Raw genomic sequence first — 16,479 nt, 5'->3', positions numbered from 1 at the left:
CTTCAAAAGAAAACGGCGGCTTTCCGGGGAAAACCGCCGAAATGGATCGAGCGCCCCAGAGGGAGCGCTCGAAAGGCCGATCAGGCCGAGTAGTACATGTCGAATTCGACCGGATGCGGGGTCATTTCGAAACGCATGACTTCCTGCATCTTCAGCTCGATGAACGAGTCGATCTGGTCGTCGTCGAACACGCCGCCGGCGGTCAGGAACTTGCGATCCTTGTCGAGGCTTTCGAGAGCTTCGCGCAGCGAGCCGCAGACGGTCGGGATCTTCTTCAGTTCCTTTGCAGGAAGGTCGTAAAGGTCCTTGTCCATCGGCTTGCCGGGGTGGATCTTGTTCTTGATGCCGTCGAGGCCGGCCATCAGCATGGCCGCAAAACCGAGATAGGGGTTCTGGGTCGGGTCCGGGAAGCGGACTTCGACGCGCTTTGCCTTCGGGTTGGAGCCGAAGGGAATACGGCAGGATGCGGAACGGTTGCGGGCCGAATAGGCGAGCAGAACCGGCGCTTCATAACCCGGCACCAGACGCTTGTAAGAGTTGGTGGTGGGGTTGGTGAAGGCGTTGATGGCCTTGGCGTGCTTGATGATGCCGCCGATGTAATAGAGGCAGTTTTCAGAAAGGCCGGCATATTCGTCGCCTGCGAAGGTCGGCTTGCCGCCCTTCCAGATCGACTGGTGAACGTGCATGCCCGAGCCGTTGTCGCCGAAGATCGGCTTCGGCATGAAGGTTGCCGTCTTGCCATAGGCATTGGCGACCTGATGCACGACGTACTTGTAAATCTGCATCTTGTCGGCGCTGGAAACCAGCGTGTCGAACTTCACGCCCAGCTCGTGCTGCGCGGCAGCCACTTCGTGGTGGTGCTTTTCAACGACGACGCCCATTTCGGCCAGAACCGTCAGCATTTCGGAGCGCATGTCCTGCAGGCTGTCGATCGGCGGAACCGGGAAATAGCCGCCCTTGACGCGCGGACGGTGGCCGAGGTTGCCGGTTTCATAGTCGGTGTCGTCGTTGGACGGCAGCTCGGACGAGTCAAGCTTGAAGCCGGTATTGTAGGGGTCTGCCTTGTACTTCACGTCGTCGAAGACGAAGAATTCGGGCTCGGGGCCAACGAAGACGGTGTCGCCGATGCCGGACGCCTTGAGGTAGGCTTCGGCCTTCTTGGCGGTGCCGCGCGGGTCGCGGTTATAGGCTTCGCCCGAGACCGGGTCGAGAATGTCGCAAAGGACGACCAGGGTGGACTGGGCGAAGAACGGGTCGATATGGGCGGTTGCCGGATCGGGCATCAGCACCATGTCGGACTCGTTGATGGCCTTCCAGCCGGCGATCGAGGAGCCGTCGAACATGACGCCGTCGGCGAACATGTCTTCGTCCACACAGACAACATCCATGGTGACGTGCTGCAGCTTGCCCTTGGGGTCGGTAAAGCGCAGGTCCACGAACTTGATGTCGTTATCCTTGATCTGCTTCAAGATATCGTTTGCGGTCGTCATTTAAACGTTTTCCTTGAGTGTGATGATGACGAGGTGAAAACCCAAGCCTCCCCGGCTCGGGACGTTCTTGATTATATGGCGTCCACGCCTGTTTCACCGGTACGGATGCGGATGACTTCCTCGATATTGGAAACGAAAATCTTTCCGTCGCCGATACGTCCGGTCTGCGCCGCATTGCGGATCGCCTCGATGACGGCTTCCGCGTTTTCGTCCGCCAGTACGACTTCGACTTTCACTTTCGGCAAAAAGTCCACGACGTACTCTGCACCGCGGTAGAGTTCCGTGTGGCCCTTCTGACGACCAAAGCCTTTTGCTTCCGTGACCGTGATGCCCTGAAGTCCGACTTCCTGAAGGGCTTCCTTCACTTCATCGAGCTTGAAAGGCTTAATGATCGCTTCGATCTTTTTCATGAGAAAATATCTCTCCGCTTCTCCCGTTAAAGCAGGTTATTCCCGCTCTGCCACAAGAATGCACGTATTGTGCCAGATCGGAAGCGGGCTTGAAGAAAAAACTTCGATCCCCCGGCCTTCCGACACAAAATGCATTCGGTTTTGGCGGTTTTCCAGCCAATTTCTCTCGGGAACCTGAAAAATCCATCAGCATTTCTGCCAATTCTTATTATTTTAGATGGTTTGAATATTTGAGAATGCGCGGGTGTGATGAAGTTGGTTTGTTTATATTTTATGCATTTGATTATTATTTGGACTTGGCTATCTGCTTATTTTTGTATCGATTGCCTTTCCGGCGTTTTGAAGGGATGATCGAGGCATGACATCCCTCTCTGACCTCTCCCTTTTTGACCCGGCTGTTATGGCCAGCATCGATGCGGCGGCCGGTCAATCCGGCATTCCGCTTTATGATCTGATGGAGCGGGCGGGGCAGGCGGTTGCCGCCTCAGCGCTTCGCCACTATCCGCAGGCGCAACGTTTCGTCGTGCTTTGCGGCGGCGGCAACAATGGCGGTGATGGTTACGTGGCGGCGCGGGCGCTTGTGGAAAGTGGCGCGGTCGTTGTGGTTCATCATCTCGGTGACGCCGGTACGCTCAGGGGCGATGCGCGGATGGCTTTCGAGCGCAGCGGGGTGGCGCCGTTGCCGCTTGGCGACTACGCGCCTCTTGCCGGCGACGTGGTGATCGACGCGGTCTTCGGGGCAGGACTGTCCCGCGATATTCCTCAGGAGCTTGCACGGATAATAGAGGCGGTGACCAATGCGAAGGCGTCGGTTCTCGCCGTCGATCTGCCCTCCGGTCTCTGCGGCCGGCGGGGCGTGCCGCTTGGTGCCTCGTTCACGGCCGAACGGACGGTGACCTTCATGGCGCGCAAGCCCGGCCATCTGCTGATGCCGGGGCGGGCGCTTTGCGGGGCGCTCGAGGTGTTCGATATCGGTATTCCCTCCCGCATCCTCACCGATCACGCAGGCCCGGTTGCGGAAAACCATCCGCTGGTCTGGCGTGATGCCTTGCCCGCGAGCGATATCGAGACGCATAAATTCCGCCGCGGCCATCTGACCGTCTTTTCCGGCCCGGCCCATGCGACGGGTGCAAGCCGCATGACGGCGCTTGCGGCGCTGAAGGCAGGGGCGGGTATCGTCACTGTCGCCGCTCCGAGGCGGGCGCTCGACGTGCTGTCCGTGACGCTGACGGCCGTGATGAATGCGCCGATGGACGATGCCGATGATCTGCGGCTCTGGCTGGACGACCGGCGTCATGGAGCCTTCGTTCTCGGTCCCGGTTTCGGCGATCTGGAAAAGGCGCGGCAATTCGTGTCCCTGCTTGGAGACAGGGCGGCTGTGCTGGATGCCGATGCGATCACGGCTTTCAAGGATTATGCGGAGACCTTGTTCGAGCGCGTCACTTCAGGCGCGGGAAAATTCGTGCTGACGCCGCATGAGGGCGAGTTTGCGCGTTTGTTTCCCGATCTTGCCGCCGACGGGACGCTGAGCAAGATCGAGAAGGCGCAGGCCGCCTCGGCGCGCAGCGGCGCTGTGCTGATCTATAAAGGCGCAGACACGGTGATTGCCGCACCTGATGGCCGGGCGCTGGTCAACACCAATGCGCCGGCGAGCCTTGCGACGGCCGGATCAGGTGATGTGCTGGCCGGTATCATCGGTGCGCTGCTGGCGCAGGGAGCCCCCGCCTTCGAAGCGGCTGCGGCCGGTGTCTGGCTGCATGGGCAGGCGGGCCACAGGGCGGGTGACGGCATGACGGCGGAAGACCTTGCCCATGCGGTTCGGCCGTTTGGGTGAATTGGTCTGATTATGTTCGCTGTTTGCTGGCCGCTGATAGATCCGGTGGTTTGGCACAGTTCCACCATCCCCACTCCGTCCACACAAGTCGGCATGACGGAGGTCGTATTTCAGGCGCTAATGCCAGCACTCAATGCGCGGCTTTGCCCTGGCCCGCCATTGCCATTCGCGAGGCGCTGATCAAGAGTTTGCGTTCGGCACGCTCCTGCTGCGGGGTGCGATTGTAGATTTCGCGATAACACTTGGAAAAATGCGAAGCCGAGACGAAACCGCAGGCGACGGCGACCTCGACAACCGGCATGGCAGACTGCACCAGCAGGTGGCGGGCGCGGTCGAGACGGATTTCAAGGTAATAGCGGGCGGGCGAACGGCCCATTTCCTGGCGGAAGAGGCGCTCCACCTGCCGGCGGGACAGATCGGCGGCGTCGGCGATATCAAGCAGCGACAGCGGTTCGGCGAGATTGCCTTCCATCAATTCGATGATCGACAGGACCTTGCTGTTCTGGACGCCGAGGCGGGCGCGCAGCGGCAGGCGCTGGCGGTCGTTCGGGCTGCGCACCCGGTCGGTCAATTGCTGTTCGCAGACACGGTTGACGAGGTTTTCGCCGAAATCCTGGCCAATCAGGCTCAGCATCATGTCCAGCGAGGCCGTGCCGCCGGCGCAGGTGTAGATGTTGCTGTCGACTTCAAAGAGGTCGGCATAGACTTCCACCTGCGGGAAGGCTTCGGAAAAGCCGGGCAGGTTTTCCCAGTGGATCGCGCAGCGCTTGCCGTTCAGGAGGCCAGCCTGTGCGAGGATATGGGCGGCGGTACAGAGGCTGCCGATGGCGATGCCGCGATTATAGGCTTCGCGCAGCCAGGCATTGACGGACTTGTTGATGTGTTGATCCACATCGATGCCGGAACAGATGATCGCCATTTCCGGGCGGTTCTCGCCGCTGACATAACGCCGCTCGTCGGCAAGACAGGTATCGGCCTCAAGACAGATGCCGCTTGACGACATGACCTTCTGGCCGTCTAGGGAGGCAAGGCGCCATTCATAGGCCTGATAGCCCAACATTCGGTTGGCGATGCGAAGCGTTTCAACCGCTGCGGCGAATGGCAGCATGGTAAATTGCGGAATGAGAAAAAAGACGATTGAGCGTTTCTTCTGGGAGTTTCTGCTCATTTGCCCGTGCTCCGTTGCGAATACGCAATTCCTCCCTTGGAATTGGTCTTCTGGATGTCCTGATTACGACATCTTTAACGAAAAATACGCCTCGGAATCGGAGCTGTCAAAAAATAGCTTTTGAAATATGCAAATTTCGCGACAAGCCTTTAAAAAAGGCGATGTGTCGCATGCAAAACAGGCAGGCTGTTTTGCGCCCCCATCCTGCCGTTTGGGCGCGGGCAGGGATGGCTCGCAAGACGCGCAATGGTTGCGAGCCATCGGTTGGACATCATTTGCGGATGGTGTGTATGCGGGTGGTGTCGGTGGTCGGCCATCCGATATCCTTCAATGTTTCAGGCGGCAATGCCTCCAGTGCGCGGAGCATCCTGGCGCGGCGCCATTCTGCGTAACGGGCGGAAACCTGGTCCGACAGGCGATGGAGCCAGCCAATGGGTGAAGGACGGTGCGTAGAACGGTTCGTCACCGGGAGATAATGTATCATGGTCATGTCTTGATCCTTTCGTGAACCACGATCCTGTTTGCGACTTCGATATGCGCTTGCCTGTTTCATCAAGCAAGATAATGAATCTTATGTCATTCATCAGTTTTTGGAATGAATTGCCGGCGACGCCTGCGGGGAAAATTCCAATCCGCGAGATCGTCAGTGCTTCATTCCGACGAGGCTCAATTCGCCCCGTCAATCGATGTCCCGGATGGTGCGCGCTTGTTGACATTCAATCAAACGAAATGATATCCATCTATAAATCAAAATATTTGAAGGTGCGTGCCATGACCGTGACTTTCCGCCAACCGCTGCCGTTGCTGGATAACGACATATTGAGAACCTTCGTCGCCATTGCGGAAACGGGAAATTTCTCCACCGCCGCTGAAGTGGTGTTCAGAACGCCTTCCGCCGTTTCCATGCAGATCAAGAAACTCGAGGAGCAGTTGAAGACGACGCTGTTCCTGCGCGATGCCCGCTCAGTCACATTGACGGCGCATGGGGAGACGCTGCTGACCTATGCGCGGCGCATGATTGCGCTCTCCAACGAGGCCGTGTCGCGTTTCGTCATGCCGGAACTCTCAGGTGTCGTCCGGCTCGGCGCGCCGGAGGATATTGGCGAGCGTGGCCTGCTGCCGGGTATTCTCAAGCGTTTTGCCGAGGCTTTCCCCGGCATCATGATCGACGTCACCATCGATTCCAGTTCCAATCTCTACAAGCGCATGGACGAGCAGCGGCTCGATCTCGCCCTCGTCAACTGTGCCTCGCATCCGCTGCGCGACACCGGCGAGGTGCTGATGCGCGAACGTCTGGTCTGGGCGGGCGCGAAATGTGGCACGGCCTATCTGCGCGATCCGCTGCCCATTTCCATCTGGGAAGAGGGCTGCATCTGGCGCTCGGAAGCGATCAATTCGCTGGAACGGCGCGGGCGCAATTTCCGCGTGGCCTATCTCAGCGGCCATACCATGGCGCAGCGCGCGGCGATTGCCGCCGATCTCGCCATTGCGCCGTTGCCGCGATCCTATGTGCTGAACGACATGGTCATTCTGGGCGACAAGGAAGGCCTGCCGGAACTCGGTTCTTTCGATATCCGCCTGATCATGGGCGACAAGGCGTCGCGCCCTGTTCTTGCCGTGGCTGAAAGCATTCGAAACGCTTTTGTCGAGGTCGCCAAGGCGGCCTGAGGTCCTGATAATGCGCGGCGGCCGTGGCCCGTCGCGCTGTCAGGATGGCGGCTTTTAGCCTGCTATCGAATCCTGTGATGCCGAACGGTCCGCGCCGCCGGTTTGCCAGCTTCCACGCTTGACCAGCCAGTCGGCTGAATTCTGCAATCCGCCAAAGGGAAAGACGTGAATCTGCCGTATAGGCCCCTGCGGATTGGCCTGCCAGTGCCGCTCGATCGGCCCGACGATGCTTTCCGGCGAATGGCCCTTCGCCAGCGTCGTCAGGGAAAGCGCGTTTTTCTTGAGATAGGCAATGGAATTGCCGACGCCGCAGAGTGCGGCATATTTCAAGAGCGTCGTGATCTTGGCCGGGCCGGAAACGCCGATATGCACCGGCAAATCGATGCCTGACGCCTTTAGTCCTTCCGCCCAGGCGATGAAACGTGCGGGATCAAAACCGAACTGCGTGACGATGCGCATTGCGGCATCGCTTCTTTCTGCAAAATCGCGTTTCAGCCTGAGTGCGGCCATCGCCGTGTCGTCGTTGAAATCCGGGCTGCCTTCCGGGTGGCCGGCGATGGCGATCTGCCTTATCCCGCAACGGTCGAAAATGCCTGACGACAGCATGTCCATGCTGGATGCGAAGGGACCGGCCGGCCGGTCGACACCACCGCCGACAACCAGAACATCCGTGACACCCGCTTCTCCGGCAAGCCGTCTCACCTGTTCCTCAAACCCCGTGCGGGAAGCTATGCGCCGCGCTGCAAGATGCGGCACTGGCTCGTAACCGAGGTCGCGCAAATGTCCTGCGGCATCAACGAGCCTTTCCTGCGAGGCAGCTCCGGTGTCGGTGAGATAGACGCGGACACCCTGCGGAAAGAGACCGGCAAGGTCGCTCGCGCCAAGTACCTGCGCGGGCGAGGCTTCGATGGAGGCGGGAATGATGGAAGCGGCGGAAATATCGGGCAATTTGTGCATGATCCTTTTTATTATCATGCACCGATTTTTCGGCGAAGTCTGTGCCTGTTGCGGCAAGACAGGCTTGCATCTGCGACGAAGCTCAACCCCGGTTCGGAGAGTTTCGGTTTCACCAGATCCGTTTCGTCAGGCCGTTCCACAGCCAGGTCCAGATGGTCGGCGGAAAACGCAGCACCGATTTGCCGGGTGAGGGCGGCTGCGGCGCAAGGCTGCCGGAAAGGGCGTCCTCGATGGCGCTGACAGCGATATCCACCGAAGCGGCGGTCAAAAGCAGCGGATAGGTGGCGATCGTGTCGGAAGGCGATGGTTTCAGCCGCTTCTCGTAGAGTGTTGCGCCGGTATCCACACCCTTGTCGACCAGATGCACGGTCGCGCCGAAATTGCCTCGGTCCTTTTCCACCAGCGCCCAGTAGCCGCCCATCTGCCCGCGATAGGCGGGGTTGATGCCGGCGTGGAAATTGATGACCGGGCATTGCAGGGCCTGCAGCGTGGCAGGTCTCAGCAGACGGCAGGAAATGGTGAAGATTGCAGCCGGTTGCAGCAGATTGGCGACCTTGCGGCATTCCTCATCGTTGAGCGAGGCGAATTGCGTAACGGGAAGGCTGTGGTGGAGATCGGGAGAAAGACCGTGTTCGGCGATGATCTCGTTGCTTCTGCGAACCGTGAAGCGTTTGCCGAGCCGCGAGGCGATCATCGTCGCTATCTGGCCCGCAGCGACAATCCAGCCAAGCCGTCTCGCGCGTCGCCTGAGAATGACCGACTTGCTTTCCGGCTGCTCCATGAAGACGTGGATATCGGGAAATCGGGCAGCCAGAGCATTGATCATGACGTTCGGGTTCACGCCGCCCGCCGTCATCACCAGAAGCCGATTGTTGATGTCAGTCATATCACCCACGGGATTTTCCTAAGCCATGATGCAGTTGCCGAGTGTCACTCGTGAACTTCAAAACCATGTTAATTTTCATCGACAGGATTTTTTGAAATGCCGCTGGAACCGTTTTTTGGGACTCACGTTATTGTGACGCATATCACATTGGCGCTTGCCTTTGGACGGCAAGTCATAGGGGAGTAGTTTCACATGATCACACGTATTCTTTCGACCGTTTTCGTGGCTTTGCTGACTGTCGTCACCCTCAGCTCCTGCGGTAATACCATTCGCGGCATGGGCCGGGATACGGCAAACGCCGTTGACGCGACGCAGGATGCCGGCCGCAACGTGGACCGCGCAGCGCGTCGTTAATCAAGGCTCCCCTCCCGGAAAGGCGTTACCCGAAAACCCGGGTGACGCCTTTTCTTTGACCGAATTTCCCTGCGAATGTTCGCCTGACGAGAATCAAAGGGGCGGGCATGATTTCATCGATGAAGAAACTGGCGCAGGCGCTGCTGCCGTTGTTGTTGCCATTTTCCGCGCAGGCCGGTGGGCAGCCGGATTTCTGCAAGGCCATCGATCATGCGGGCGGGCGCTACACCGTCTGCAGTTTCGATCCGGCAAGGAACGCCATCCGCATTTATGACCGCGACCATGTCTCCGGGCAGGGATACCGCAGTTTCGCCGACCTGTCGTCGGCCTTGTGGCGACAGCACATGTTCAGCATCTTCGCCATGAATGGCGGCATGTATCATTCCGACTATTCGCCCGTCGGCCTCTACATTGAAAATGGGGTGGAGCGTTCGCCGCTCAGCACCCGGGGCGGCTGGGGCAATTTTCACCTTTTGCCGAACGGCGTGTTTTATCTGAAGGGTGCAAAGGCTGGCGTGCTGGAAACCGCAGCCTATCTGGCGGCTAATCCGAAAGCCGATTTCGCCACCCAGTCCGGGCCGATGCTGGTAATCGACGGCAAGCTGCATCCGCGCTTCCTGCCCGAGAGCGACAGCCTGAAGCGGCGCAACGGCGTCGGCGTCTCCCGCGACGGTATGGTGCATTTCGCCATTTCGGAAAATACCGTGCGCTTTTATGATTTCGCCACGCTGTTCAGGGACGTGCTGGATGCGCCGAATGCGCTCTATCTCGACGGCACCATATCCAGCGTCGATATTCCTGCGATGAACCGCCGGGATTCGCTGTTTCCCATGGGGCCGATCATCGCCGTTGTCGATCGGGTGCCGGATTAGCCGAAAAGATCAGATCGGCGCCTTGGGATAGGCTTTTTCGAGACCGGCCGATGCCGTCAGCCCTTTGCGGAAGGCGATATAGGCGGGGTGCTGGCTCGCTCTTGCGGTTTCCGTGATGCGGATCTGCAACCGGGAAGGGGCATTGCCGCCAAGCCATTCGCCGGTCGTTTCCAGCTTCAGGCTGTTCAGGAAACGGGCATTGGTCTGCTGGTCGAGATAAAGATTGAGGCCGGCCAGCAGGTTTTCGTCCTGCAGGGCGTTTTCCATCAACAGCAGCACCCACGCTTTATCTTCGCTTGTCAGCGAAGTGAGTTTCGACGCGACCGTTTCACGGTCGGGAAAAGAGGATGCCTGCTGCATGGGGTGACTCGCATCGTTGCCGTTGCCATCGTCGATAAAGCAGCACTGGCGGCCTTTCAAGGCGCGACGCTTCAGTGGAAGAAATTCGACTGCAACGTGTTCGGTCGCGGGGGTTTTCAACAGGCGTTTGTAGGAAAGCTTTAAATAACGGTTACACTTTAGCCTAAATTGCGGCGAAGCCCGAAATGACGTCTTTTTGCGCGCCGGGCTAACACCTTGTTTTTTCACATACCTATGCACGGGGCGAATGGCAGCCCATCGAAAACGCCTTCATTTAGCCGCTTTTTGCATTTGCGTTCGCCGCCGGATTTTAATAAATGCTTGCCTCAACGGGCCGGGTCTTGAAGATCCCCCGGAGAGTGAATAGCTGGAGTAATCATGGAAGAAACCGCTCAGAAATCCTGCTGGGGCGTCACCTTGCGCGCACTTGCAGGCTTTGCCGCTTTTCTCGCATTGACGTACATTTTTGGCAGCCCATAAGCATCTCTCCTGAATGACGGGTTTTGAAACGGCGCGGTTTTCCTCTGGAAACCGTGCTGTTTTCGTTTCTGGGACGCTCATGTCGCAGCTGCGCAAACCGCTGACGCTCTTTTGTGGCGATCCGTTTCGGCTTTGGATATGATGATGCAGGAATCCATTCTTATTCAGGGCGAACTTCATGTTTCTTTCGGTCTTTGACGTCTTCAAGATCGGTATCGGTCCTTCGAGCTCCCACACGATGGGGCCGATGACGGCTGCAAACCGCTTCCTGGCGCTGATCCTCAGCGATGAGTGGCCGCGACCGGCGGGTGCAGCCGTTGCGCAGCTGAAGGTCAGCCTGCATGGCTCTCTCGCCTTTACCGGCATTGGCCACGGCACAGGGCGTGCCGTCATTCTGGGCCTCACCGGCGAGCGGCCGGACCTTGTCGACCCCGATGCGATGGACGCCATTATCGATGCGGTGGAGAAGGCCGGCACGGTAACGCCGCCCGGCCATCCGTCCTATGAGTTTCGGCCCGCAGAAGATCTGATCTTCGACAAGAAGAACCCGCTGCCCGGCCATGCCAACGGCATGATCTTCTCCGCCTTCGACAATCAGGGCAGGCTGCTCATCAAGCGCATCTATTATTCCGTCGGCGGCGGTTTCGTCGTGACCGATACGGAACTGGAGGCGATCAAGCAGCGCGGCAAGACCATCGATAATGGTCCGCGCGTGCCTTATCCCTTCGGGACGGCGCGGGAAATGCTTGAGATGGCGGCCCGTTCCGGCCGCACCATTGCCCAGATGAAGCGCGCCAATGAGGAGACGGTGGTTTCCCGCGAGGAACTGAACGAGCGCCTCGACCAGATCTGGGAAGCCATGAACGGCTGCATTGAGCGCGGTCTGAAAGTGGACGGCATCATGCCTGGTGGCCTGAAGGTGCGCCGCCGCGCCCGCTCCATTTACGAGAAGCTGAATGCGGAATGGCGCAGCAACCGGCTGAACCCTGTGATGGCCAATGACTGGCTGAGCGTTTACGCCATGGCCGTGAACGAGGAAAACGCCGCCGGCGGCCGCGTGGTGACCGCGCCGACCAATGGTGCGGCAGGTGTCGTTCCGGCGACCGTCAGATATTTCCGGCATTTCCACGAGGATGCGAGCGTCGACGACGTGCGCGACTTTTTGCTGACGGCGGCCGCCATCGGCGGCATCATCAAGCACAATGCCTCGATTTCAGGCGCGGAAGTGGGCTGTCAGGGCGAGGTGGGTTCGGCTTCCGCCATGGCGGCGGCGGGTCTTGCCGCGGTCATGGGCGGATCGCCGGAGCAGGTGGAAAATGCCGCCGAGATCGCGCTCGAACATCATCTCGGCATGACCTGCGATCCGATTGCCGGGCTTGTGCAGGTGCCGTGCATCGAACGTAATGCCATGGGCGCGGTGAAAGCGGTGACGGCGGCCTCGCTGGCGCTGAAGGGCGACGGCCAGCATTTCGTGCCGCTCGACGCCTGTATCGAGACGATGCGCCAGACCGGCAATGACATGAGCGAGAAATACAAGGAAACCTCCACCGGCGGCCTTGCCGTGAACGTTGTGGAGTGCTGAACGGGCAGGGCGTCCGGCATGGTTGCCATGCTTGACGCCCGCTGCAAAAAGGCATTGATAGAACCATGCCTTTACATCTCATCAAACTTTGCGTCGGCGCGGATTCAATCCAGGACTTGAGAGACTGGGTCGCGCATCGCGCGCTGACCGCAATTGCCGCAGGCCTTGAGCCGCACAGCGTTCACACCACCCGGATGATCCCGAAACGGGTCGAGGAATTGCTCGAGGGCGGTTCGCTCTACTGGGTTATCAAGGGACAGGTACAGGCGCGGCAGAAACTTCTCGATATCCGCTCCTTCAAGGGCGAAGACGGTATTTCCCGCTGTGACCTCATTCTCGGCCCCGAAGTCATCGAAACCTCACCTGCGCCAAAGCGCCCGTTTCAGGGCTGGCGTTACCTGAAGGACGATGAAGCTCCACGCGATCTCGGCGGCGGTGCAGGCGGCGAGGACATGCCTTCCGATCTCAGGCGTGAACTGGCGGAGCTTGGTCTGCTCTGACGCCTGACGGATGAAAATGAAAAAAGCCGGCCCCTTTTAGGGAGCCGGCTTTTTTCGTTTGGGGAGACGGGTTGTTTTCTGGCTTCAGTTGATGCCGCCGACCGCGGTGGTGGCGCGACCATCCTGAATTTTGACCCAGCGGCCGGGATTGGCGGTGTCCTGGCGCTTCAGGTAGGTGTATTCGGTTTCCGACCAGTTCATGACCTTGTTGCGCATGTTGTCGAGAACGAAATCGCCACGATCGGTGCGGACGGTCAGAACGGCATGGCCTTCGCCATTCGGCTGCAGAACAACGGTGATCAAGAGGTTGGAGGCGGAGAAGCCCTTGTTCATCAGCATCTTGCGCTTCAGAAGCACGAAGTCTTCGCAATCGCCCACCGTGGTCGGATAGGCCCAGCGCTCTTCGACGCCATAGATTTCCATGTCGGTCATCGGCGTGATGGTGGTGTTGACGGTGTAGTTGACGTCGAGCATCGTCTTCCAGCGCTCTTCAGTCAGTTTCATCGGGCCGTTGTCCAGCGATGTCGGCTGGCATTCGCTCTGATAGGTCTGGCAGAATTCATAGTGGCCGATCGGCGGATTGGCCTTGCTGATGACGCGCATGACGGCGGCCGGCGACGCGCTTGCCTGATGCGCGAAGGCGCTGACGATGAATGCGATCAGAGTGAAAACGAAACGGTTGTTCTTGTTCATTGCTTGTCTCCCCGTGTTGAGGAGACATTCGCAGGTATATTTTGACCCGGCGGAAATTTGCGAAGCGCAATTTGAGCTTAAATTTCAGCAAATTAGCCGTTGTTTTGAACTGTATTCGAATTAGTTTTTATGCGTGTTTGAAGCAAATTTTATTACAATTTTACGCATCGCACCCTTAGGCTTTTGGTAGCCATTTAGGCCCCTGTATTGAAAGCAATTTTCGGCACGGAGATATTTCCGGAGCGCTGTACAGCCAGTTGGCGAACGGTACCAAAGGCGTGGATTTCTCGTTTTGGGATGGCTGTCTCAGGCTGGGACAGGCCGGAAAAAGCGGCAAAAAAACTTCAAAAAAACTGCATTTTTTCTGGAAAAAAGTTTTGCGGGTCGATTTTCGTGCCGTGGATGATCTGATCAAGGGCGTGACATGTTCCGCCGCGTTTATCCTTTTCGCCGAATATGGTGGACCGATCTGCCGCACAGCTGTCCCTGGTAGTTACGTTTTCCGTCCGGCACGCTGAGCATGCGCAGGATGTCGTGCGCGGTCGGGGCATGAAATGGAAAGGTTCGGCAGCGAGAAAGCAGAGAATGGAGCGCCGGAAGCTATCAGCGGCTCGTGAACCCGATACAGCCGCGAAGGACAAAGCATAGACTGCCAAACCGTGGTCCGGGAATCGTCTCAATCATGCGACTAGGGCGAGCGCAAAGCACGTCAAATGCCGCACGTATTCGTACGGGCGCAGAACCTGCCGCGTTTGGTGGAACGTCCTAGAGAAATTCAATCAGTGCGTCGGGCGACTGGACGCGGTCGAATTCGACGGCGACGCCTTCCATGAAATGGCGCACGATCTTGCCGCTCATGTTTTTGCCGAGCTGGACCCGGCTTCCGAGCGGCGGCCGGTTTTCGATCTCGATTGCCGCACCCGACAGGGAAAGGTCAATCAGTCGGCAGGCGACAAGCACGCCGTCTTCCAGAACAAGCTGGGCTCTCGCGTTGCGCGGCGTCAGGCGGTCGTGGCGGCGGTCTTCCGGCAGGCCGAGCAATTGACGCTTGGCGATCCATGCCAGCTGGGCGGCAAGTTTTTCCCGCTTGCGCTCCGGCGCGTTGATGGCGATGAGAAAACCCGATGCGGTGAGCGATGTCACCGTGCCTTCGATCCGGCCGATATGCTGGAGATAAGCGATGACGCGGTCCCCGTGGCGGGCAATACCCGAGCAGGTGAACTGCGCTCTTTCGGCGGTCATCTCGGTCGCGGTGCAATCATATTCTTCATGGTCGGGCAACATGAGGCGGCCGGTGAAGGACACACGGACGGCGTCGTCAAGATGAGCTTCCTCAACCGGACGCAGGATTTGGGCGGTGTTGACCGAACGGGACGAAAACATGAGCAGCGCAATTGTAATGAATGATGACGCTAAGTTTCTACCTTGCACGAGTTAACAGACTGTATTGTTTAATCTCTACAATTTTTCTGATCGGCAATATCGTTACAGTTCTGACCTATTTTGTTGACATTTCGACGCCGCCGCACCTTTTCCAGACGGGTTTGGGGGCGGTGAAACAGGCCGGTCAGCAGCTTTCGGCGCGCAACGTATCCATCGGATATTCTACGGGCGCGATGTCCAGGCGCAGCAGGCGGCTGCTTTTCATTGACAGATGCTGGATGGGCGCGGCGAATTCGTGTCGCGGCCGCTCCGCAAGCAGTGCCCCGAGCAACCTTGGAGCGGCGTCCGGATCCGTGCGCAGCGGCAGGAGCAGCATTTCATATGCCAGCGGTGCGGCGCCATGGCTGTCCTCCGCCTCGAGATCGAAGACCACGGGCAACTGATGATGAAGGATGCCGCGGGCAACGCGGCAGGGGAAGGTGGCATTTGCCTGATGCCACAGTTCCGAAAACGGGCGATCCCGCAGCTCGCGGCCGAAGAGGTCGCAGAGACGTGTGCCGGCAAGGCGGAAGAACGGGGTGTTCTCTCCCTTGTCGGTGAGGATGAAAAGATCGCCGAGGTGATGTTTCAGCTTTGCGGGATCGATGTCCTCGCGTCGAGGGGCCGATCGCTTGCCGCGCAATTCATCCCAATAGGCATATATGTCCAGTCCGGCCATGCTCTTCATAGCATCTCTCCATGTTCGTTTTTGGGACATCATGTCCATCCGAACGTCTGTATTCTGAGGTGTAGCGATTTTCGTGCCAACTGGATTTGTTAAGGTTAACAAAGGGTTGATGTTGAATGGCGGCAATGGCCGTGGCATCGGTGCGGCCATGTCGGGGAAAGCTCCGTCAGCACAATTCGATGGCGCCGCCCGTTATTTTACGGCGGGCCCGCAAGCCGGACCGTCCCTGGCCCGGCGTCTTGACCGATTGCGGTTTGGGCGTCGCGCGCTTCAAAGGCGGGACGGCTTTTTTTTCGTTCGGGCTTCCTATATTGCTCGGGGAACGCAAAATTCGACCAAGACAGGGATGGGATCATGTCCTACGGGGACGGCGAACAGCCGCCGGTTTCGGAAACACCGGAGCCGAAAGACGATACGAGTAATCCCGTCTTCAACCTGCCATCGCTGCTGGTCGGCATACTGGCCGCGCTGATCATCGCTTATGTGGTTCCCGCCTATCTTCTGTCGGAGGAAGGCAATGGCTGGTTCATCTTCACTTTTGGCTTCATTCCGCTGCGTTATGCGGTGCCTTTTTCGCAGCAGGGGCTGGAATGGCTCTGGACGCCGGTGACCTATTCTTTCCTGCATGGCGGTATCGAGCACATTCTCTTTAATGGCTTGTGGCTGATGGCCTTCGGCGCGCCGGTTCTGCGCCGGATCGGAACAGTGCGCTTCGTGCTGTTATGGTGCATTTCCGCCGCTGTTTCGGCCTTTGGTCATGCCGCGTTGAACTGGGGTGATGTGACGGTACTGATCGGCGCATCCGGTGTCGTTTCGGCGCTGATGGGGGCGGCCTGCCGCTTCGCATTCCCCGCGCGTGGCGGATATAGCGCCTCCTTCGGCCATCTGATGCCGAGGCAGAGCATTCTTGCGGCGCTTTCCAACCGCACGGTGCTGATCTTCACGCTGATGTGGCTGTTCGGCAATGTGCTGATTGCGGTGGGCGTGCCGCTGTTCGGCGATGTCGGCGGTGAAATTGCCTGGGACGCCCATGTTTTCGGTTTTCTGCTCGGCTTTCTGTTCTTCGGCCTTTTCGATCGTCCGTTACGCTAGGCCGATCACGCTCCTTGTCGGCC

General features: G+C 58.6%; 20 protein-coding genes. 9 read left to right on the top strand and 11 right to left on the bottom strand.

The window, feature by feature from the left end; translation table 11 throughout:
- Window positions 1–80: 80 nt before the first annotated feature.
- Both glnA and MRBLRC7O_RS07215 read right to left on the bottom strand, forming a co-directional pair.
- Window positions 81–1,490, bottom strand: coding sequence for a type I glutamate--ammonia ligase (gene glnA, locus MRBLRC7O_RS07220; protein WP_003508040.1), 1,410 nt, complete (start codon window positions 1,488–1,490; stop codon window positions 81–83).
- A 71-nt stretch (window positions 1,491–1,561) separates the two neighbouring features.
- Entirely contained in the window at window positions 1,562–1,900 is a 339-nt protein-coding gene (locus tag MRBLRC7O_RS07215) for a P-II family nitrogen regulator (RefSeq protein ID WP_003508042.1), read from the bottom strand.
- A gap of 89 nt (window positions 1,901–1,989) precedes the next feature.
- Here MRBLRC7O_RS07215 and MRBLRC7O_RS07210 point away from each other — a divergent pair, with 89 nt between their 5' ends.
- Both MRBLRC7O_RS07210 and MRBLRC7O_RS07205 read left to right on the top strand, forming a co-directional pair.
- Complete coding sequence (locus MRBLRC7O_RS07210) at window positions 1,990–2,262, top strand: hypothetical protein (RefSeq protein ID WP_077998371.1); 273 nt, start codon at window positions 1,990–1,992, stop codon at window positions 2,260–2,262.
- Window positions 2,259–3,734 carry an NAD(P)H-hydrate dehydratase gene (locus tag MRBLRC7O_RS07205; protein WP_080866222.1) on the top strand — a complete coding sequence of 492 codons (1,476 nt, stop codon included), beginning with the start codon at window positions 2,259–2,261 and terminating at the stop codon, window positions 3,732–3,734. The genes MRBLRC7O_RS07210 and MRBLRC7O_RS07205 overlap by 4 nt, the downstream gene beginning before the upstream one ends.
- Before the next feature lie 130 nt (window positions 3,735–3,864).
- Here MRBLRC7O_RS07205 and MRBLRC7O_RS07200 read toward each other — a convergent pair whose 3' ends face one another.
- On the bottom strand, window positions 3,865–4,902 hold the full coding sequence (locus tag MRBLRC7O_RS07200) for a GlxA family transcriptional regulator (RefSeq protein ID WP_003508044.1): 1,038 nt from the start codon (window positions 4,900–4,902) through the stop codon (window positions 3,865–3,867).
- Between the two features lie 271 nt (window positions 4,903–5,173).
- Entirely contained in the window at window positions 5,174–5,392 is a 219-nt protein-coding gene (locus MRBLRC7O_RS07195) for a DUF1127 domain-containing protein (RefSeq protein ID WP_003508045.1), read from the bottom strand.
- A gap of 239 nt (window positions 5,393–5,631) precedes the next feature.
- On the opposite strand from MRBLRC7O_RS07195, the gene MRBLRC7O_RS07190 reads away from it, so the two are divergent.
- Window positions 5,632–6,570, top strand: a complete 939-nt coding sequence (locus MRBLRC7O_RS07190; RefSeq protein ID WP_003508046.1) for a LysR family transcriptional regulator — start codon at window positions 5,632–5,634, stop codon at window positions 6,568–6,570.
- Between the two features lie 54 nt (window positions 6,571–6,624).
- On the opposite strand, the gene MRBLRC7O_RS07185 is transcribed toward MRBLRC7O_RS07190, so the two are convergent.
- Both MRBLRC7O_RS07185 and MRBLRC7O_RS07180 read right to left on the bottom strand, forming a co-directional pair.
- Window positions 6,625–7,545 (bottom strand): methylenetetrahydrofolate reductase, encoded by a 921-nt coding sequence (locus MRBLRC7O_RS07185; protein WP_060726322.1) that lies wholly within the window; start codon window positions 7,543–7,545, stop codon window positions 6,625–6,627.
- Window positions 7,546–7,636: 91 nt separating this feature from the next.
- Window positions 7,637–8,413: a formyl transferase gene (locus MRBLRC7O_RS07180; protein WP_080866221.1), complete on the bottom strand. Its 777-nt coding sequence runs from the start codon at window positions 8,411–8,413 to the stop codon at window positions 7,637–7,639.
- A 192-nt stretch (window positions 8,414–8,605) separates the two neighbouring features.
- Here MRBLRC7O_RS07180 and MRBLRC7O_RS07175 point away from each other — a divergent pair, with 192 nt between their 5' ends.
- Complete coding sequence (locus MRBLRC7O_RS07175; protein WP_003495552.1) at window positions 8,606–8,767, top strand: entericidin domain-containing protein; 162 nt, start codon at window positions 8,606–8,608, stop codon at window positions 8,765–8,767.
- A gap of 107 nt (window positions 8,768–8,874) precedes the next feature.
- Window positions 8,875–9,639, top strand: a complete 765-nt coding sequence (locus tag MRBLRC7O_RS07170; protein WP_080866220.1) for a phosphodiester glycosidase family protein — start codon at window positions 8,875–8,877, stop codon at window positions 9,637–9,639.
- 9 nt (window positions 9,640–9,648) lie between these two features.
- Here MRBLRC7O_RS07170 and MRBLRC7O_RS07165 read toward each other — a convergent pair whose 3' ends face one another.
- Together MRBLRC7O_RS07165 and MRBLRC7O_RS07160 are read right to left on the bottom strand one after the other, a co-directional pair.
- Entirely contained in the window at window positions 9,649–9,999 is a 351-nt protein-coding gene (locus tag MRBLRC7O_RS07165) for a hypothetical protein (RefSeq protein ID WP_026364145.1), read from the bottom strand.
- A 270-nt stretch (window positions 10,000–10,269) separates the two neighbouring features.
- Window positions 10,270–10,659, bottom strand: a complete 390-nt coding sequence (locus MRBLRC7O_RS07160) for a hypothetical protein (RefSeq protein ID WP_161974088.1) — start codon at window positions 10,657–10,659, stop codon at window positions 10,270–10,272.
- Between MRBLRC7O_RS07160 and MRBLRC7O_RS07155 the strand changes: the two genes are divergently transcribed.
- Window positions 10,658–12,061: an L-serine ammonia-lyase gene (locus MRBLRC7O_RS07155; protein WP_003508052.1), complete on the top strand. Its 1,404-nt coding sequence runs from the start codon at window positions 10,658–10,660 to the stop codon at window positions 12,059–12,061. The genes MRBLRC7O_RS07160 and MRBLRC7O_RS07155 overlap by 2 nt on opposite strands.
- A gap of 65 nt (window positions 12,062–12,126) precedes the next feature.
- The gene (locus tag MRBLRC7O_RS07150; protein ID WP_020012781.1) at window positions 12,127–12,561 is read left to right on the top strand and encodes a DUF1489 family protein; all 435 of its coding nucleotides are present in this window, start codon (window positions 12,127–12,129) and stop codon (window positions 12,559–12,561) included.
- Window positions 12,562–12,645: 84 nt separating this feature from the next.
- Here the strand turns inward: MRBLRC7O_RS07150 and MRBLRC7O_RS07145 are convergent, their stop codons facing one another.
- Window positions 12,646–13,254, bottom strand: a complete 609-nt coding sequence (locus tag MRBLRC7O_RS07145) for a transglutaminase-like cysteine peptidase (protein ID WP_003508054.1) — start codon at window positions 13,252–13,254, stop codon at window positions 12,646–12,648.
- 257 nt (window positions 13,255–13,511) lie between these two features.
- Between MRBLRC7O_RS07145 and MRBLRC7O_RS07140 the strand changes: the two genes are divergently transcribed.
- Complete coding sequence (locus tag MRBLRC7O_RS07140) at window positions 13,512–13,772, top strand: hypothetical protein (RefSeq protein ID WP_003508055.1); 261 nt, start codon at window positions 13,512–13,514, stop codon at window positions 13,770–13,772.
- 247 nt (window positions 13,773–14,019) lie between these two features.
- Here MRBLRC7O_RS07140 and MRBLRC7O_RS07135 read toward each other — a convergent pair whose 3' ends face one another.
- Both MRBLRC7O_RS07135 and MRBLRC7O_RS07130 read right to left on the bottom strand, forming a co-directional pair.
- Window positions 14,020–14,637, bottom strand: a complete 618-nt coding sequence (locus MRBLRC7O_RS07135; RefSeq protein WP_003508056.1) for a PilZ domain-containing protein — start codon at window positions 14,635–14,637, stop codon at window positions 14,020–14,022.
- 184 nt (window positions 14,638–14,821) lie between these two features.
- A complete protein-coding gene (locus tag MRBLRC7O_RS07130) occupies window positions 14,822–15,364 on the bottom strand; it encodes a PAS domain-containing protein (protein WP_162687195.1) in 543 nt (180 codons plus the stop codon).
- A 354-nt stretch (window positions 15,365–15,718) separates the two neighbouring features.
- Between MRBLRC7O_RS07130 and MRBLRC7O_RS07125 the strand changes: the two genes are divergently transcribed.
- Window positions 15,719–16,456 (top strand): rhomboid family intramembrane serine protease, encoded by a 738-nt coding sequence (locus tag MRBLRC7O_RS07125; RefSeq protein ID WP_020811297.1) that lies wholly within the window; start codon window positions 15,719–15,721, stop codon window positions 16,454–16,456.
- Window positions 16,457–16,479 lie beyond the last annotated feature (23 nt).

Source organism: Agrobacterium radiobacter (genome assembly GCF_040801995.1).
In the GTDB taxonomy this organism is placed as follows: Bacteria; Pseudomonadota; Alphaproteobacteria; order Rhizobiales; family Rhizobiaceae; genus Agrobacterium; species Agrobacterium radiobacter.
This window is presented reverse-complemented; position numbering and strand designations above follow the sequence as displayed.

What these genes read in the sequence shown, in the direction of transcription:
- MRBLRC7O_RS07180 (WP_080866221.1), bottom strand. Translation starts at nt 8,413, where the DNA reads ATGACTGACATCAACAATCGGCTTCTGGTGATGACGGCGGGCGGCGTG.
- MRBLRC7O_RS07130 (WP_162687195.1), bottom strand. Translation starts at nt 15,364, where the DNA reads ATGAAGAGCATGGCCGGACTGGACATATATGCCTATTGGGATGAATTG.
- MRBLRC7O_RS07190 (WP_003508046.1), top strand. Translation starts at nt 5,632, where the DNA reads ATGATATCCATCTATAAATCAAAATATTTGAAGGTGCGTGCCATGACC.
- MRBLRC7O_RS07205 (WP_080866222.1), top strand. Translation starts at nt 2,259, where the DNA reads ATGACATCCCTCTCTGACCTCTCCCTTTTTGACCCGGCTGTTATGGCC.
- MRBLRC7O_RS07185 (WP_060726322.1), bottom strand. Translation starts at nt 7,545, where the DNA reads ATGATAATAAAAAGGATCATGCACAAATTGCCCGATATTTCCGCCGCT.
- glnA (WP_003508040.1), bottom strand. Translation starts at nt 1,490, where the DNA reads ATGACGACCGCAAACGATATCTTGAAGCAGATCAAGGATAACGACATC.
- MRBLRC7O_RS07195 (WP_003508045.1), bottom strand. Translation starts at nt 5,392, where the DNA reads ATGACCATGATACATTATCTCCCGGTGACGAACCGTTCTACGCACCGT.
- MRBLRC7O_RS07175 (WP_003495552.1), top strand. Translation starts at nt 8,606, where the DNA reads ATGATCACACGTATTCTTTCGACCGTTTTCGTGGCTTTGCTGACTGTC.
- MRBLRC7O_RS07135 (WP_003508056.1), bottom strand. Translation starts at nt 14,637, where the DNA reads ATGTTTTCGTCCCGTTCGGTCAACACCGCCCAAATCCTGCGTCCGGTT.
- MRBLRC7O_RS07160 (WP_161974088.1), bottom strand. Translation starts at nt 10,659, where the DNA reads ATGAAGTTCGCCCTGAATAAGAATGGATTCCTGCATCATCATATCCAA.
- MRBLRC7O_RS07155 (WP_003508052.1), top strand. Translation starts at nt 10,658, where the DNA reads ATGTTTCTTTCGGTCTTTGACGTCTTCAAGATCGGTATCGGTCCTTCG.
- MRBLRC7O_RS07170 (WP_080866220.1), top strand. Translation starts at nt 8,875, where the DNA reads ATGATTTCATCGATGAAGAAACTGGCGCAGGCGCTGCTGCCGTTGTTG.
- MRBLRC7O_RS07150 (WP_020012781.1), top strand. Translation starts at nt 12,127, where the DNA reads ATGCCTTTACATCTCATCAAACTTTGCGTCGGCGCGGATTCAATCCAG.
- MRBLRC7O_RS07200 (WP_003508044.1), bottom strand. Translation starts at nt 4,902, where the DNA reads ATGAGCAGAAACTCCCAGAAGAAACGCTCAATCGTCTTTTTTCTCATT.
- MRBLRC7O_RS07145 (WP_003508054.1), bottom strand. Translation starts at nt 13,254, where the DNA reads ATGAACAAGAACAACCGTTTCGTTTTCACTCTGATCGCATTCATCGTC.
- MRBLRC7O_RS07215 (WP_003508042.1), bottom strand. Translation starts at nt 1,900, where the DNA reads ATGAAAAAGATCGAAGCGATCATTAAGCCTTTCAAGCTCGATGAAGTG.
- MRBLRC7O_RS07125 (WP_020811297.1), top strand. Translation starts at nt 15,719, where the DNA reads ATGTCCTACGGGGACGGCGAACAGCCGCCGGTTTCGGAAACACCGGAG.
- MRBLRC7O_RS07165 (WP_026364145.1), bottom strand. Translation starts at nt 9,999, where the DNA reads ATGCAGCAGGCATCCTCTTTTCCCGACCGTGAAACGGTCGCGTCGAAA.